General features: G+C 73.4%; 11 protein-coding genes. 9 read left to right on the top strand and 2 right to left on the bottom strand.

Annotation, left to right across the window (positions count from 1 at the left end; translation table 11 throughout):
• Positions 1-87: 87 nt before the first annotated feature.
• Positions 88-2,406 (bottom strand): DEAD/DEAH box helicase, encoded by a 2,319-nt coding sequence (locus tag PH189_RS09975; protein WP_274188711.1) that lies wholly within the window; start codon positions 2,404-2,406, stop codon positions 88-90.
• Positions 2,407-2,683: 277 nt separating this feature from the next.
• On the opposite strand from PH189_RS09975, the gene PH189_RS09970 reads away from it, so the two are divergent.
• The 9 genes from PH189_RS09970 (at position 2,684) to PH189_RS09930 (ending at position 15,958) form a co-directional block, all read left to right on the top strand.
• Positions 2,684-4,987, top strand: coding sequence for a sodium-translocating pyrophosphatase (locus PH189_RS09970; protein ID WP_274188623.1), 2,304 nt, complete (start codon positions 2,684-2,686; stop codon positions 4,985-4,987).
• Positions 4,988-5,282: 295 nt separating this feature from the next.
• The gene (locus PH189_RS09965) at positions 5,283-6,221 is read left to right on the top strand and encodes a hypothetical protein (protein WP_274188622.1); all 939 of its coding nucleotides are present in this window, start codon (positions 5,283-5,285) and stop codon (positions 6,219-6,221) included.
• Between the two features lie 181 nt (positions 6,222-6,402).
• Entirely contained in the window at positions 6,403-9,414 is a 3,012-nt protein-coding gene (gene topA, locus PH189_RS09960; protein WP_465251268.1) for a type I DNA topoisomerase, read from the top strand.
• A 101-nt stretch (positions 9,415-9,515) separates the two neighbouring features.
• Complete coding sequence (locus PH189_RS09955; RefSeq protein WP_274188621.1) at positions 9,516-11,489, top strand: bifunctional MFS transporter/dTMP kinase; 1,974 nt, start codon at positions 9,516-9,518, stop codon at positions 11,487-11,489.
• Between the two features lie 49 nt (positions 11,490-11,538).
• Complete coding sequence (locus PH189_RS09950) at positions 11,539-12,801, top strand: DNA polymerase III subunit delta' (RefSeq protein WP_274188620.1); 1,263 nt, start codon at positions 11,539-11,541, stop codon at positions 12,799-12,801.
• Between the two features lie 103 nt (positions 12,802-12,904).
• On the top strand, positions 12,905-14,062 hold the full coding sequence (locus PH189_RS09945) for a serine hydrolase (RefSeq protein ID WP_274188619.1): 1,158 nt from the start codon (positions 12,905-12,907) through the stop codon (positions 14,060-14,062).
• 12 nt (positions 14,063-14,074) lie between these two features.
• The gene (locus tag PH189_RS09940; protein WP_274188618.1) at positions 14,075-14,560 is read left to right on the top strand and encodes an ArsR/SmtB family transcription factor; all 486 of its coding nucleotides are present in this window, start codon (positions 14,075-14,077) and stop codon (positions 14,558-14,560) included.
• A gap of 85 nt (positions 14,561-14,645) precedes the next feature.
• Entirely contained in the window at positions 14,646-15,476 is an 831-nt protein-coding gene (locus PH189_RS09935; RefSeq protein WP_274188617.1) for an alpha/beta fold hydrolase, read from the top strand.
• A gap of 119 nt (positions 15,477-15,595) precedes the next feature.
• The gene (locus tag PH189_RS09930) at positions 15,596-15,958 is read left to right on the top strand and encodes a hypothetical protein (RefSeq protein ID WP_274188616.1); all 363 of its coding nucleotides are present in this window, start codon (positions 15,596-15,598) and stop codon (positions 15,956-15,958) included.
• Positions 15,959-15,963: 5 nt separating this feature from the next.
• On the opposite strand, the gene PH189_RS09925 is transcribed toward PH189_RS09930, so the two are convergent.
• Positions 15,964-16,752, bottom strand: coding sequence for a carbon-nitrogen hydrolase family protein (locus PH189_RS09925; RefSeq protein WP_274188615.1), 789 nt, complete (start codon positions 16,750-16,752; stop codon positions 15,964-15,966).
• Positions 16,753-16,760: the final 8 nt, after the last annotated feature.

Here is a 16,760-nt window from a genome sequence, read left to right as displayed (position 1 = left end):
GCGGCGTGACAGACCTCGCCGCGGGTCGGGACGGCCCCGAAACCCCCGACCCGCGGCGGAGCCCAACCCCGCCGGCGCGGAACCCGCTCAGCCCTCCGCGAGCCGGGTCAGCACCACGTCGAGCACCACGATCGCGCCGGCTTTGTCGAGCGGGTCGTTGCCGTTCCCGCACTTGGGCGACTGCACGCAGGACGGGCAGCCCGACCGGCACTCGCAGTCGGCGATCGCGGCCCGGGTCGCCGTGAGCCATGCCCGCAGGGCCTCGTGGCCCCGGTCGGCGAAGCCCGCGCCACCCGGGTGCCCGTCGTGCACGAACACCGTGGGCCGGCCGGTGTCGGGGTGCAGGGCGGTCGAGACGCCGCCGATGTCCCAGCGGTCGCAGGTCGCGACCAACGGCAACAGACCGATCGCCGCGTGCTCGGCCGCGTGCAGGGCGCCCGGCCAGCGCGACGGGTCCAGGCCCGCCCGCAGGAGCGCGTCCTCGGTGAGCGTGTACCAGACCGCGCGGGTGCGCAGGCTGCGCGCGGGCATGTCCAGCGGCGTCGAGTCGAGGATGCGCCCGGACGGGAGTTTCCGCAGGTAGCCGACCACCTGCTCGGTCACCTCGACGGTCCCCGCACAGACCTGGAGGTCACCGTGCGAGGCGCAGTGCTCGGTCTCCTCGACGGTGATGTCGATGACGGTGCGGGCCTGGGTCGTCCACTCCGGGTCCTCGGCGTGCAGGTGAGCGAGGCCGTCGTCGAGGTCGAGGGAGTCGACGACGTAGCTCTCGCCCTGGTGCAGGTGCACGGCGCCGGGGTGGACGGTCGCGGGGGCGGTGCCGGGGTCGACGGTGCCGAGCATCCGCCCGGTGTCGGACTCGACGAGGACGACCTGCTCGCCGCCGCTGCCCCGGATGTCGACGCCGGCGTGCGGGCGGTCGGTGGGGTGCGACCAGAACCAGCCGCCGCGCCGGCGCCGCAGCAGGCCCTCGGCGACGAGGTCGTCGACCACCGCCAGGGCGGCGTCGCCACCCAGGGACGCCACGTCCTCCCGCGTCAACGGGATCTCCGACGCCGCGCAGGCCAGGTGGGGCGCGAGCACGTAGGGGTTGGTGGGGTCGAGCACGCAGCGCTCCAGGGGCGCGCCGAGCATCGCCTCCGGGTGGTGCACGAGGTAGGTGTCGAGGGGGTCGTCGCGGGCGACGAGCACCACGAGCGCGTCGTCGCCCGACCGTCCCGCGCGCCCGGCCTGCTGCCAGAACGACGCCCGCGTGCCCGGGAACCCGGCGACCACCACGGCGTCGAGCCCGGCGATGTCGACCCCGAGCTCGAGGGCGTTCGTCGTCGCCACCCCTCGCAACGACCCGCTCAGCAGCGCCTGCTCCAGCGCCCGGCGCTCCTCGGGCAGGTAGCCCGCCCGGTACGCGGCCACCTGGGCCGCGAGCTCCTCGTCGATCTCCGCGAGCACCCGGCGAGCGCCGAGTGCCGTCAGCTCCGCCCCGCGCCGCGAGCGCACGAAGGCGAGGGACCGTGCGCCCTCCACGACGAGGTCGGCCAGCATCCGCGCCGTCTCCGCCCCCGCCGATCGCCGGACCGGCGCCCCGTTCTCGCCGGTGACCTCCTCCAGCAGCGGCGGCTCCCACAACGCGACCGCCCGGGCGCCGCGCGGGGACCCGTCGTCCGTGACTTCCGCCACGTCCAGCCCGGTGAGCACCGAGGCCGAGACGGCCGGCTCGGACACCGTCGCCGACGCGAGCACGAACGTCGGGTGCGCGCCGTAGCGCGCGCACACCCGTCGCAGGCGCCGCATCAGCAGCGCGACGTGCGAGCCGAACAGGCCGCGGTAGGTGTGGCACTCGTCGATGACGACGTAGCGCAGGCGGCGCAGGAAGGTCGTCCAGCGCCCGTGCCGCGGCAGGATCCCGCGGTGGAGCATGTCCGGATTCGTGAACACCCAGTTCGCGTGCTGGCGCACCCAGTCGCGTTCGGGGAGCGGGGTGTCGCCGTCGTAGGAGGCCGCGCGGACGCCGTCGACGCGGAGGTCCGCGACGGTGCGGAGCTGGTCCGCGCCCAGCGCCTTGGTGGGCGAGAGGTAGAGCGCGGTGGCCCGGGGATCGGCGTTGAGCCTGGTCAGGACGGGTAGCTGGTAGGCCAGCGACTTCCCGGACGCGGTGCCGGTCGCGACGACGACGTGCTCACCGGCGTGCGCCCGGTCGGCGGCGGCGGCCTGGTGGCTCCAGGGCCGCGCGATGCCGCGAACGAGGAAGGGTGCGCGGACGTCCTCGGGCACCCAGTCCGGCCAGCCCTGCGTGACGCCCTCGCGGGCGGGCACGAGCTCGGCGTGGGTCAGGGGGCTCTCGCCCTCGGGCGTCCCGGCGAGTACCCGGCGCAACAGCACGGAGCCCCGGCTCCGGCCGTCGAGCACGGCTCCGGTGGCGACTCCGGGCGCTCCGGGCAGCCCTTCGCCGTCCACGTCCGTCGAGCCTGGCACGCGTCCTCCCGTCAGCGCTCTCGTTCGTGAAAGACGTACACCTCACAGCCCGTGTGGGAACTGCTGTGCGCCCGGGTGAGGCCCACCTCCTACACTGCGGCACCTGTCCACCGCCCGCCGCGCCGGGTCGTGGCTGTGATCATCACGCGCCGCAGCCGCCGCGAGGCCTGGCCCGGCGCGTCGTGTTTGTCGGTGCCAACCGGGAGGCTGGATGCAAGCGTCCGTCCTCGCCGCGGGGATCACGTTCTCCGCCGGCGACAACATCGTGGTCATCGTGGTGGCGGCCGTGGCCGTCATCGCGCTGGCCATCGGCTTCGTCCTGCGCAGGCAGGTGCTGGCCGCCGACGAGGGCACGCAGGGAATGCGTGACATCGGCAAGGCGGTCCAGGAGGGCGCCAGCGCCTTCCTGACCCGTCAGTTCAAGACGCTCGCTCCGTTCATCATCGTCGTCTTCCTGGTGCTCTTCGCGCTGCCGGCCAACAGCACCGGTGAGCTGATCGGGCGCTCGGTGGCCTTCGTGGTCGGCGCGCTCTTCTCCATGTCGATCGGCGCGCTGGGCATGAACCTGGCGACGCAGGCCAACATCCGCGTCGCCGCGGCGGCCAACGAGCCGGGTGGGCGCGACAAGGGCGCGAAGATCGCGTTCCGCACCGGCGGCGTGGTCGGCATGGCCACCGTCGGCCTCGGGCTCTTCGGTGCCTCGATCGTCGTGCTCCTGTACGTCGAGGAGGCCCCGCGCGTGCTCGAGGGCTTCGGCCTCGGCGCGGCCCTGCTCGCCATGTTCATGCGTGTCGGCGGCGGCATCTTCACCAAGGCCGCCGACGTCGGCGCCGACCTCGTGGGCAAGGTCGAGCAGAACATCCCCGAGGACGACCCCCGCAACGCGGCGACGATCGCCGACAACGTGGGCGACAACGTCGGTGACTGCGCCGGCATGGCCGCGGACCTCTTCGAGTCCTACGCCGTGATGCTGGTGGCCGCGCTGATCCTGGGCTCGGTCGCGTTCGGCACGCTGGGCCTGACCTACCCGCTGATCATCCCGGCGATCGGTGTCATCACCGCGATCATCGGCGTGTTCATCACGCGCACCCGTGAGGGCGAGAACGCGCTGCGGGCGATCAACCGCAGCTTCTACGTGTCCGCGGTCATCTCCATCGTGCTCTGCACGATCGCCGCGTTCACCTACCTGCCGTCGAGCTTCACCGAGCTGCCCGGCGTCGACGCCGGCCGCATCGGCGACCTCGCCGCGGCCGGCAACCCGCAGATCATCGCGTTCGCCGCCGTCGCCATCGGCATCGTGCTGGCGATCATCATCCTGTCGCTGACGGGCTACTACACCGGCACCGAGACCCAGCCGGTCAAGGATGTCGGCACGAGCTCGCTCACCGGAGCGGCGACGGTGATCCTCGCCGGCATCTCGGTGGGCTTCGAGTCCGCCGTGTACACCGCGCTGGTCATCGGCGCGGCCGTCTACGGCGCGTTCCTGCTCTCGGGCTCGGTGTTCGTCGCGCTGTTCGCCGTCGCCCTCGCGGGCACCGGCCTGCTGACCACGGTCGGCGTCATCGTCGCCATGGACACCTTCGGTCCGGTCTCGGACAACGCGCAGGGCATCGCCGAGATGTCGGGCGACGTCACGGGCGCCGGTGCCGACATCCTGACCGAGCTCGACGCGGTCGGGAACACCACCAAGGCGATCACCAAGGGCATCGCGATCGCCACGGCGGTGCTCGCCGCGACGGCGCTGTTCGGGTCGTACAACGACGCGATCACCCAGGCCTACTCCGAGGCCGGGCAGGCGCTGACCGACATCTACAACGTGACCGCCCCGAACGTCCTCGTCGGCGTGATCATCGGTGCGGCCGTCGTGTTCATGTTCTCCGGCCTCGCGGTCAACGCCGTGTCCCGCGCCGCGGGGGCGGTGGTGTACGAGGTGCGCCGCCAGTTCCGCGAGAACCCCGGGATCATGGACTACTCCGTGCGCCCCGAGTACGGCCGCGTGGTCGACATGTGCACGCGGGACGCGCTGCGCGAGCTCGCCACCCCGGGTCTGCTCGCGATCCTCGCCCCGATCGCCGTCGGCTTCGGCCTCGGCGTCGGCCCGCTCGCGGGCTACCTCGGCGGCGCGATCGCGGCCGGCACGCTGATGGCGGTGTTCCTGGCCAACTCCGGTGGTGCCTGGGACAACGCCAAGAAGCTGGTCGAGGACGGCAACCACGGCGGCAAGGGGTCCGACGCCCACGAGGCGACGATCATCGGCGACACCGTCGGTGACCCGTTCAAGGACACCGCCGGCCCGTCGATCAACCCGCTGATCAAGGTCATGAACCTGGTCTCGGTGCTGATCGCCCCGGCCGTCGTCGCCCTGTCGGTCGGCGTGGACGCCAACCCGGCGGTTCGCATCACGATCGCGGTCGTCGCCGTGCTGGGCATCGTGGTGGCGATCTTCGTGTCGAAGCGCCGCTCGACCGCGATCGCCGACTCCAACACGGACGCCCCGGCGACCGCCCAGGCCTGACGGGCACAGCAGTACCGAGCGAAGGGCACCTTCGGCCGACGAGAGCGGCTGAAGGTGCCCTTCGCTCGTTGGCGGGACCTGATCACCAGGGCACGTCGCCGTCCCGGTCCACGATCCGCCCTGTCGGGCCGGCTCGATCAGCCCGGTACTCATGGCGCCACGCTGCGCCGTGGTGCGAACGTCGACGAAGCCCCGGAGGACGGCGTCGTCGGGATAGCGTGGTGGGGTTGCAGAGCGTCTGATCCGGGTGTCGGTACGCCCGTTCGTTCGAACGCATGTTCTAGGCTCCGTGGGCGTGGGGCAGCTGTCGTTCTGGTCGGCGGACGCCCGTCCGCGCGCCTTGAGCGATCTCGAGGGCCTGCTCTGCGGGCCGGGACGGGCCGAGCTCTTCGGTCGCGGGTCCCTGGCGCGGCTCATCGTGGTGCTGGGTGCGCCGCCGGAGCCCGAGGAGGACGACGATCACGACGAGCACGAGGCCGATGCCGAGTGCAAGGAGCCCGGTCCCAGTGCCAGCGTGGGGGCCACGCTGACGTCCAACGTCAGGATCGCCACCAGCTCGCGGGCGCGACACGCCGAGCCGGACGACGGGGCCGACGAGGACGACGACCCAGCGCCCGACGTGGACCTCGACGACCTGGCCTTCCTCGACCTCGACCCCGACGAGTTGGCCGCCCGGCTGGGGCTCCCCCCTGCGGACCCGGCGCCCGTTCTCGAACCGTCGGATCGAGAAAGCGGATTTCCTGACGTTGAGTGCAAGCGAGGACGCACGGCTTGCATCGACGCCGAGCCCCCCGACCCCACCCTGACCTGGCGCGCGCGGGCGGTGTGCTGCGCGCTCCGGGCCCGGGGGGTGCCGGCCGAGATCGGGCGCACCGGGGACGGTCGGCCCGAGGTCCGGACGGCCTTCCGTGCCGACCTCGTGGACCTCGCCCGCGCGTGGACGGCCGGGGACGGAATGAAGAAGGTGCCGGCGGAGTTCGAGCTGGACGGGCCGCGGCTGCGCCTGTGGGTGCTCGCGGCCGGTGTCCACGACGGCCGCGCGTACACGCTCGGGCTCGACCCCGAGGACCGTGGCACCGACGGCGACCTGCTCACGGCGAGTCGTCACCTGGGTCTGGGAGCGTCACTCCGCCCGCCGGCCCTCCGGGTCGTCGGCGCCCGCCGGCAGCGGCGTCTCGGCGAGCTCGTGGGGCGTCCACCCGGCGATCTGATCGACGGCATCTGGCCGGTGTGAGGCCCGCGACACCCTGCCGGTGCAGTCCGATCAGGCCGCTGTCCAGGGGCGATCGGTGTCCGGACCACGCCGTCCCCACCCGGGTGCGGGCGTGATGCGACCGGTCGCACCCGGAAGCACATTGACGGTGAGGCACACTGGCGACGGGTGGCGTCCCGCCACACGAACGACGAGACGAGGCATGTCCGTGGCAGCGAAGGGCTCGACGACGGCACGCAGCGCGACCACCGAGACCGCCGACACCACCGAGGTGGAGTCGACGGGACGGTCCGGCTCGCGCGCGACGTCGAGCACGAAGTCCGGCGGCAAGGGCTCCGGCGGTGGCCGGAAGACGGGCCGCGGGGGTGCGACCCCGGCCGGGGACGGCGGACGCCGTCTGGTGATCGTCGAGTCGCCCGCGAAGGCCCGCAAGATCGCCGACTACCTCGGCTCGCGGTACATCGTCGAGTCCAGCCGCGGCCACATCCGCGACCTGCCGCGCGGCGCCGCCGACGTCCCGGCCAAGTACAAGGGCGAGTCCTGGGCCCGCCTGGGCGTGGACGTCGACCACGACTTCGAGCCCCTCTACGTGGTCTCCCCGGACAAGAAGTCCACGGTGACCGAGCTCAAGGAGGCCCTCAAGGAGGTCGACGAGCTCTACCTCGCGACGGACGGCGACCGCGAGGGCGAGGCGATCGCCTGGCACCTGCTCGAGACGCTCAAGCCGAAGGTCCCGGTCCGCCGGATGGTGTTCCACGAGATCACCGAGTCGGCCATCCAGGCCGCGGCCGCGAACCCGCGCGACCTCGACCAGGACCTCGTCGACGCCCAGGAGACCCGCCGCATCCTCGACCGGCTCTACGGCTACGAGGTCAGCCCCGTGCTGTGGAAGAAGGTCATGCCGAAGCTCTCGGCCGGCCGCGTGCAGTCGGTGGCCACCCGCGTCATCGTCGAGCGCGAGCGCGAGCGCATGGCGTTCGTGTCCGCCGGCTACTGGGGCATCGACGCCCAGCTGCGGGCGACCGAGAAGAAGGACGAGCAGGCCCCGCGCAGCTTCAAGGCCGCGCTGACGTCGATCGACGGCGCCCGCGTGGCCACCGGTCGCGATTTCGACTCGCTCGGGCAGCTCAAGAACAGCGACGTCAGGCGCCTCGACGAGGGCGACGCCCGCCGGCTCGCGGAGGCGCTCGCCGACCGGGACTACACGGTCTCGTCGGTCGAGGAGAAGCCCTACACGCGCAAGCCCTACGCGCCGTTCATGACGTCCACGCTCCAGCAGGAGGGTGGACGCAAGCTGCGGTTCTCGGCCGAGCGGACGATGCGCACCGCGCAGCGGCTGTACGAGAACGGCTACATCACCTACATGCGTACGGACTCCACGACGCTGTCGGAGACCGCGATCAACGCCGCGCGCACCCAGGCCCGCGACCTCTACGGCGACGAGAACGTCGCGGAGAAGCCGCGCCAGTACACCCGCAAGGTGAAGAACGCGCAGGAGGCGCACGAGGCGATCCGTCCCGCCGGGGACTCCTTCCGGACCCCCGGGCAGGTCGCAGGAGAGCTCTCCGGCGACGAGTTCCGGCTCTACGAGCTGGTCTGGCAGCGCACGATCGCGAGCCAGATGCGCGACGCGCGCGGCACGACGATGAGCGTGCGGATCACCGGCTCCGCCGCCACGGGCGAGGAGTGCACCTTCTCCGCGTCCGGGCGCACCATCACGTTCCCCGGCTTCCTGCGCGCCTACGTCGAGACCGTCGACGAGGAGGCCGGTGGCGAGGCCGACGACGCCGAGAGCCGCCTGCCGCGCCTGGCCGAGGGTGACGGCTGCGCCGCGGAGTCGCTGGACCCCGAGGGCCACAGCACCAACCCGCCCGCGCGCTACACCGAGGCGAGCCTGGTCAAGACGCTCGAGGAGCGCGGCATCGGCCGTCCCTCGACCTACGCGTCGATCATCAACACGATCCAGGAGCGCGGGTACGTCTGGAAGAAGGGCGGCGCCCTCGTCCCGAGCTGGATCGCCTTCGCGGTCATCGGGCTGATGGAGGTCCACTTCGGCCGGTTGGTCGACTACGACTTCACCGCCGCGCTCGAGGACGAGCTCGACGGCATCGCCGCGGGCACCACCCAGCGCGAGACGTGGCTGTCGCACTTCTACTTCGGTGCCAACGGCAACGGGACCGTCAACGGGAACGGCGCCAACGGGCACGGCAGCGGCGTCGAGGACGCGATGTCGCAGGCCGGCGGTCTGAAGAAGCTCGTGGGCGACAAGCTCGAGGGCATCGACGCGCGCCAGGTGAACTCGCTGCGCATGTTCGCCGACGATCAGGGCCGCGACGTCGTCGTGCGCGTCGGTCGCTACGGCCCCTACCTCGAGCGGACGATCACCTCCGACGGCGAGGAGAAGTCGCAGCGGGCCAACCTGCCCGACGACCTCCCGCCCGACGAGCTCGACCTCGCGCTCGCCGAGCAGCTGTTCGCGACGCCGCAGGAGGGTCGCTCGCTGGGCACCGACCCGGAGTCGGGCCACGAGATCCTGGCGAAGGAGGGCCGCTTCGGCCCCTACGTCACGGAGACCCTGCCCGAGGGCGCCAAGGAGAAGCCGCGCACCGGCTCGCTGTTCAAGTCGATGACGCTGTCGGAGATCACGCTCGACGACGCGCTGAAGCTGCTGAGCCTGCCGCGGGTGGTCGGCACGGACCCGGAGTCCGGCGTGGAGATCACCGCGCAGAACGGGCGCTACGGGCCGTACATCAAGAAGGACAAGGACTCCCGCTCGCTCGACAGCGAGGAGAAGCTCTTCACGGTCACCCTCGAGGAGGCCCAGAAGATCTTCGCGCAGCCGAAGCAGCGTGGACGGGCCGCCGCCAAGCCGCCGCTCAAGGAGCTCGGCACGGACCCGGCCTCGGGCGAGCCGATGGTGGTCAAGGACGGCCGGTTCGGGCCGTACGTCACCGACGGCACCGGGGTGAACGCCTCGCTGCGCAAGGGCGACGCGGTCGAGTCCCTGACCGACGAGCGGGCCTCGGAGCTGCTCGCCGAGAAGCGGGCCAAGGACGGGATCAAGCCGGGCGCGAAGAAGGGCCCGGCGAAGAAGACCCCGGCCAAGTCCACGGCCAAGTCAGCCACGGCCAAGTCAGCCACGGCCAAGACGACGTCCAAGAAGGCGCCCGCCAAGAAGGCGCCGACGAAGAAGAGCGGCACGCCCAGCCGCTGAGGGCCTGAGGAGGTTCCCGGCGACCGCCGGATAATCTGGCGGTCACCGAGACCGGGAGGTGCCCCATCGCCGAGCCGACGGTCGGTGGGTCCCCTGCCGACATGACTGCCGATGCCGAGGCGTCCGCGTCCGCGACGCACCGGATCCGCAGCGTGCTCGCGATCCGGCCGTTCCGGCGGCTGTGGGCGGTGACGGCGGTCGCCAGCTTCGGCGACTGGCTCTCGCTGCTGGCGCTCACGGCCCTGGCGACGCAGCTGACCAGCGGCTACCAGGCGCAGAGCTTCGCGCTCGGCGGTGTGGTGGCCACCAAGCTGCTCCCGGCGCTGTTCATGGCCCCGCTGGGCGGGGTGCTGGCGGACAAGTTCGACCGCCGCACGGTGATGGTCACCTGCGACGTCCTCAAGGCCCTGCTCTTCCTGTCGATCCCGCTCGTGGGCTCACTGTGGTGGCTGTTCGCCGCCACCTTCCTCATCGAGCTCTGCGCGCTGTGCTGGATCCCGGCCAAGGACTCCTCGGTCCCGAACCTGCTCAAGCGCTCCGACCAGATCGAGACGGCCAACCAGCTCTCGCTGGTGATGACCTACGGCGTCGCGGTGATCAGCGCTGCCGCCGCGTTCGCGCTGATCTCCAAGTCGGGCAACATCGCGGGCTGGCACCCGAGCCCGACGACCACGGTGTACCTCGCGCTCGTCGTCAACGGCCTCGCAGCGCTGCTCACCGCGTTCACCGTCGCCTTCCGCATCCCCGAGATCTCGGGTCGCAGCGCGGAGCGACGGGAGGCCGCGCCGGGCCTGCTGGCGATGCTGCGCGACGGCGCGCAGTTCGTCTCGACGACGCCGCTGGTGCGCGGCCTCGTCGTCGGCATCATCGGGGCGTTCGCGGCCGGCGGGGCCGTGATCGCCAGCGCCCGGCTCTACGCCGCGAGCCTCGGGGGCGGCGACGCGGCCTACTCGGTGCTGTTCATCGCGCTGTTCAGCGGCCTCGCGCTCGGGATGGCGACGGTGCCGCGCATGGCACGCCGGATGCCGCACAACCGCCTCTTCGGCGTCGCCATCGTCGGCGCCGGCACCTCGCTGCTCGCCGTCGCGGTCGCCTGGCACCTCTACCTGGCGCTGGCCACCGTCGTCCTCGTCGGCTTCTTCGCGGGCACCGCGCTGCTCACCGGCCTGACGATCATCGGCGCGCAGGTCGAGGACGCCGTGCGCGGGCGGGTCGTCGCGTTCGTCCAGTCGATCGTGCGGGTCGACCTGCTGGCGTCGATGTCGGTGGTGCCGCTGCTCGTCGGGCTCGTGCAGTCGCGAACGCTGACGCTGTTCGGCCAGCCCGCACAGGTCGACGGCACCCGCTTCGTGCTCTTCGGCGCTGGCGTCGTCGCCGCGGCGGTCGGCGTGCTCGCCTACCGGCAGATGGACGACCGGCGCGACCGGACGATCCTCGCCGACGTCAAGCGCGCCCTGCGCCGCAGCCGCCACGGCGAGCCGGGCCTGCTCGTGGCCGTCGAGGGTGCCTCGCGCACCGACACCGACGTGCAGAGCGACCTGCTCGTGGCGTGGCTGCGTGAGCAGGGTGCCGACGTCGTGCTCGCCGGCCGCAGCGCCACCGACGCCGCCCGGGTGTCCGCGGCCGTCGGCGCCAGCGGGGTCGAGGGCCAGCGTGCCCGGGCCCTCGTGGCGGCCGCGGTGCGCGCCGACGTGCTCGCCGCCGAGGTCCTGCCGGCCCTGCGCGCGGGCCGGGTGGTCGTCATCGAGGGCTGCCTGGACTCCCCGCTGGCCCGGGTGGGCGACGAGCTCGACGCCGCCGACCTGCAGCGCCTCGGCGCCTGGGCCACGGGCGCGCTGCGTCCCGACATCACGGTGCTGCTCGACCGTGACCCGTCGGCCCACGACGCGGCCCCGGTGACCGGCGGGATCGTCGACACCTGGCAGGTGCAGCGCACGCTCACCGAGATGGCGGCCGCCGACCCCGGGCGCTACGTGCGCGTCGACGGGGACGGCACCCCCGACGTCGTCAGCGCCCGGGTGCGCGAGGTGCTCGCGCCGCTGGTGGCCCGCGCGCTACCTCCGAGCACCGGCTGAGCCACGAGAGCGCGGGCATGGCTCCGCCACGTGAGCGATCCGGGTCGCCATGACGACCCGAATCGCGCACGTGGCGAAGCCGTCGGGCTCGTGGGGCATCATCGACGGCGTGAGCGTGTGGTCGCAGGTCGTCGGTCAGCCCGTCGCGGTGGCCGAACTGCAGGCCGCCGCCGCGCAGGCCGCGCGGGTCCGGTTCTCCGACGAGCAGGGCGACGGCGTGGCCCCGGGCAGCGGCGGCATGACGCACTCCTGGCTGTTCACCGGGCCGCCCGGGTCGGGACGGTCGGTGGCGGCCCGTGCGTTCGCGGCCGCGCTCGAGTGCCCGGACCAGGGCTGCGGCGAGTGCCCCGCCTGCCACACGGTCATGGCCGGCACGCACGCCGACGTGCGTGAGATCGTCCCCGAGGGCCTCTCGATCGGCGTCAAGGAGGTGCGCACGACCATCGACGTCGCCGCGCGCCGCCCGACCACGGCGCGCTGGCAGATCGTCATCGTCGAGGACGCCGACCGGCTCACCGAGCAGGCGTCGAACGCGCTGCTCAAGTCGGTCGAGGAGCCGGCCGAGCGCACCGTCTTCCTGCTCTGCTGTCCGTCGGAGCACCCCGACGACATCTCGGTGACCATCCGCTCGCGCTGCCGCGCGCTGCGCCTGCGCACCCCGGCGCCGGAGGCGATCGCCGCCGTGCTCGTCGAGCGCGACGGCATCCCCGAGGCGGACGCGACGTGGGCGGCGTCGGTGTGCGGCGGGCACATCGGCCGCGCCCGCCGGCTCGCCCGCGTCCCCGAGGCGCGCGAGGAGCGCGACGCCGTGCTGGCGCTGCCCCGCGCGCTGAGGTCCGCGGCCGACGCCTTCGCCGCCTCGGACGCCATGGTGGGTGCGGCGGCCTCGGAGGCCGCGGCCCTCGCCGAGTCCCGCGACGAGGCCGAGCGGGAGGAGCTCGCGGTGTCGATGGGCGCCGGCGGCACCGGCAAGGGCACCGCGCAGGCCCAGCGCTCGGCCCGGGCCGCGGAGAAGGACCTCGAGAAGCGGCAGAAGAGCCGCACCACCCGCAACCGGCGCGACGCCCTCGACCGCGCGCTCGTCGACCTCGCGGGCTACTACCGCGACGTGCTGGCCCGGGGGCTCGGCGCGTCGGTCACCTCGACCCATCCCGACCGCGCCACCGAGATCGGCGCCGCGGCCCGCGACAGCACCCCCGAGGCCTCCCTCCGCCGCCTCGAGGCTGTCCTGGCCTGCCGCGAGGCCCTTGCGACGAACGTGAAGCCCGAGATCGCCATCGACGCGCTCGTGACGTCGCTGCGCGCCGGCTGAACGTCGTCACCCGAGGACGCCCCCCGCGACGCGGGGTGGCGTGACGACCTGTGCCCGGTGCTAATCTGTCGCTGTGCCGGAATCACGGAAAACCGTAATCACCGTGGGCGCGCTCGCCGCCGCGCTGCTCCTGCCGACGGCCTGCTCGTCGTCCCCGGCGATCGGCGGGGCGCCGCCGGAGGTGCCGACGGCGTCGGTCCCGGCCAACCCGCCGCGGCCCGCCGATTGCGCCCCGGCACCCGCCGCGAGCCCGACCAGTCCCGACGGCTGGCTCGGTCTGCTCGCGACGACGCCCGACGACGTGGCCACCGTGGTGGACGACGGGCGCGGCTCGGTCGTCTCGCACGCTGCCGAGCGACCGATGCCGCTGGCGTCGGCGGTGAAGATCGTTCATGCCGCGGCCTACGGCCGTGCCGTCGCCGAGGGGCGTCTGAGCCCCGACGAGCCGATCCGGCTGGGCGACTGGGAGGCCTGGTACCTGCCGGGCGACGGCGGAGCCCACGTGCAGGCGCTCGACACCCTCGGGATCCCGCGCGACCCCGCCACCGGCCTCGCGGCGGATCCGATACGCACGGTGCCGCTGTCGACGATGGTCGCGGCGATGGTGCAGTTCAGCGACAACGCCGCCACCGACTACCTGCGCGAGCGTCTCGGCGACGACGCCCTCGTCGAGGCCGCCGCGGCGGGCGGGTGGCAGGACCTCGACGTGCCTTCGGAGCTCGGCTCCCAGCTGGCGCTCGTCCGGCCGCAGGAGGCGCCGCCGGTCACGGCGCCGCGCGCCGAGCGGGCGCCGGTGGAGATCGCCCTGGCCCGGCGCTACGCGTCCGACCCCGCGTTCCGCGAGGACTCGCAGCGCGGTCTGGTGGCGCAGGCCTCGGACATCGAGGCGTACCTCCTCGAGAGTGAGCGCTGGGCGGAGTCGACGGCGGTCGGGTCCGCCGCGCAGCTCGCGGGGCTGTGGCGTGCGGTGATCAGCGGGTCGTTCGGCCCCGGCGCCGACGTCGCCCGCGCCCAGCTCGAGGTCGGGCGCCCGCGTCCCGACGGTCAGGTCCGGGCGGCCAAGGGCGGTTCCTTCCCCGGGATCGGGACGATGGTGCTCAGCGTCCGGCGCCCCGACGGCTCGCTCGGGATCGGTGTCGTGCTCGGGCGCGGCCTCGGGACCACGGCGGACCTGACCGAGGTCGGCGCGGCCCAGCTGCGCTTCCTCGCCCGCGCGGTGGAGGAGCCGGCGGAGCGCTCCCGCGTGCTCTGCGTGGCCTGAGACGATCCGGGAGTGGCCGACCCCGATCCCGACCCCGACGCGCGCCTCGAGGCCCTCGAGGCGCGCGTCGCGGCGCTCGAGGGTGGCCGAGTCCTCGAGGGCCGGCCCGAGTGGACCGGTGAGGCCGGCGAGATCGGCTACCAGGGACGAGTGCGGTTGCAGGAGGGCGCGGGCCCGGTGTCGTGGACGATCGCCTACGACGCAGCGGCGACCCTGGACCTCCCCGCCGGCCGGGTCGCCGAGGTGCTCGCCGCGCTCGGTCACCCCGTGCGCCTCGCCCTCGTCCGGCGTCTGTTGACGGGTCCTGCCGGCACGAACGAGCTCGTGGCGGCCGCCGAGCTCTCGTCGACGGGTCAGCTCTACCACCACCTGCGCACGCTGACCTCCGCCCGCGTCGTCGAACAGGACGGCCGGCGGTACCGGGTCCCGACGACGGGTGTCGTCCCGGTCCTCGTCGCTCTCCTCGCCGCGGCGGATCTCGGCGGCGCACTCCACTGAAGTGACTCCTTGAGGGCCTTGCACGCCTTACACTCGCTCTCCTACGGTAAGGCGTATACCGATACTTCAACCATGAGGAGGGGCCGTGCCGACCGAGACCGCCACCTGGGCCCTGCGCGACCGCGTCGCGCTGCCGACCGGGACGATCGCCGTCGACGTGCTGGGGGAGGACCGGCCGGGCACCCCGGTCGTCCTCACCCACGGGACGCCCTCGTGGTCGTACCTCTGGCGCCACGTCGCGCCGGCGCTCGCCCACGAGCGGCCGGTGTACCTGTGGGACCTACCGACGTACGGAGACTCCACCGGCCACACCCCGTCCGTCGCCGGGCACGCGCAGACCCTCGCCGCCCTCGTCGGCCACTGGGGACTGGACGCGCCGGCGCTCCTGGGGCACGACATCGGGGCGGCGACGGTCCTGCGCGCGCACCTCGTGCACGGCACCCCGGCGAGCGCGCTCGTCCTCGCCGACGCCGCCGTGCTCGCGCCGTGGGTCACCGCGACCGCCGCCCACATGCAGAAGCACCTCGACGTCTACGGGTCGATGCCGAACGCCGCGTTCACCGCGCTGATCGCGGCCCATCTGCGGACGACGTCGGCCACGGGTCTGGACAGCGAGGCCGAGCGGGCCTACCTCGAGCGCTATGCCGGTCCGGAGGGCCAGCGGCGCTATCTCGATCAGGTCGCCGGCTTCACCGAGGACGACACCCGCGACGTCGTCGCCCGCCTCAGCGAGGTCACCGTCCCGACCGACGTTGTGTGGGGCGCCCAGGACAGCTGGCTCCCGTCCACGGTCGCGACCACCCTGCGGGGCCACATCCCGGGTGCCGGCCTCCACACCGTGGACGGCACCGGCCACTTCCTCACCGAGGACGCGCCGGAGGCGTTCCTCGACGTCCTCGCGGCGGTGCTGCCGTGAGCCACGGGGAGGTACGGATCACCCTCGCGACCAGGAAACCCATGAACGTCACAGGCGTCTATACAGATGTCACACCAAAGCGTCGTCGCTCCGCGGCGACCGATCTGGAGCACTGCCCGATGAGCTCTGCCACGCGCCCCCTCCCCACCGACGTCACCCTCTCCGCGCCCCGAGAGACCGGCGACGAGGCCCGCGTCCTCGTGATCGCCGCCCGCCCCGACTCCAGCGGCCTCGCCGCCGCCGAGGTCCTGGCCGAGCGTGTCGGAGGCGCTGCCGCGCACTCCGGCGACGCCGAGCTCGGCACCAAGGCCGGCCGCGCCGCCCAGGTCATCGTGCTCGACCCCAGCTCGCTTCGCGCGAAGATGACGCGCGACCGCGCGTTCTCCGCGCCCGCCGGCGCGGCCGCCCGCCGCGACCTGCTGAACCGCCTCGCGCCGTTCCAGGACCGGGTCCGCTGGATGACCCGCCCGGCCGCGGCCTAGAGAGGCTAGAGCCGGCGGTTCGCCAGGACGGGGAGCGCGGCGCGGACGTCGGGAATCTCGTCGGGGTCGACATCGACCACGAGCAGCCCCGGCTCCGCGCCGAGCTCGTCGATGATCACGCCGAACGGCGAGGCCGCGAGGCTGTGCCCGACCCCGCGCGGGGCCTTGCCCGCGTCGATGCCCCGGCTGGCCGGGTCGGCCTGGTCGGTGGCGAGCACGAAGGTGGTCGCGTCCAGGGCCCGGGCGCGCACCAGCAGCTGCCACTGCTCGACCTTGCCGGGCCCCGCGCCCCAGCTCGCGGGCAGCAGGGTGACGGTCGCGCCCTGGTCGGCGAGCGCGCGGAACAGCTCCGGGAAGCGGATGTCGTAGCAGGTCGCGAGCCCGAGCGTCGTCCCGTCGACCGTGATCGTCAGCGGCTTGCTGCCCGGCGCGACCGTGTCGGACTCGGCGAACCCGAAGGCGTCATACAGGTGGATCTTGTCGTAGGCCGTGTCGACGCCGCGGCCGGTGATCAACAGCGTGTTGGTGACGCGGCCGTCGTCGGTCGGCGTGAACATGCCGGCGACGACGAGTACGCCGTTCTTTCCGGCGATGCGCCGGACCTCGCTCGCCCACGGGCCGTCGAGCGGCTCGGCGACGGGCTTCAGCGAGACGCCGAACCGGCACATCGTCGCCTCGGGGAACACGACGACCGTCGCACCCTGCTGCGCGGCGAGCGCGGTGTGGTCGGCGACGAGCTCGAGGTTCGCCGCCGGGTCGTCGGTGGCGAGGATCTGGGCCAAGGCGACGCGCATGTCCCGTG

It is taken from the genome of Actinomycetospora chibensis, assembly GCF_028737215.1.
Taxonomy (GTDB): Bacteria; Actinomycetota; Actinomycetes; order Mycobacteriales; family Pseudonocardiaceae; genus Actinomycetospora; species Actinomycetospora chibensis.
The sequence above is the reverse complement of the archived record's forward strand: the minus strand, read 5'-3'. Positions and strand labels throughout refer to the sequence as shown.

Coding starts and splice junctions, on each gene's coding strand:
- PH189_RS09970 (WP_274188623.1), top strand. CDS start 2,684: ATGCAAGCGTCCGTCCTCGCCGCGGGGATCACGTTCTCCGCCGGCGAC.
- topA (WP_465251268.1), top strand. CDS start 6,403: ATGTCCGTGGCAGCGAAGGGCTCGACGACGGCACGCAGCGCGACCACC.
- PH189_RS09955 (WP_274188621.1), top strand. CDS start 9,516: ATGACTGCCGATGCCGAGGCGTCCGCGTCCGCGACGCACCGGATCCGC.
- PH189_RS09950 (WP_274188620.1), top strand. CDS start 11,539: ATGACGACCCGAATCGCGCACGTGGCGAAGCCGTCGGGCTCGTGGGGC.
- PH189_RS09930 (WP_274188616.1), top strand. CDS start 15,596: ATGAGCTCTGCCACGCGCCCCCTCCCCACCGACGTCACCCTCTCCGCG.
- PH189_RS09925 (WP_274188615.1), bottom strand. CDS start 16,752: ATGCGCGTCGCCTTGGCCCAGATCCTCGCCACCGACGACCCGGCGGCG.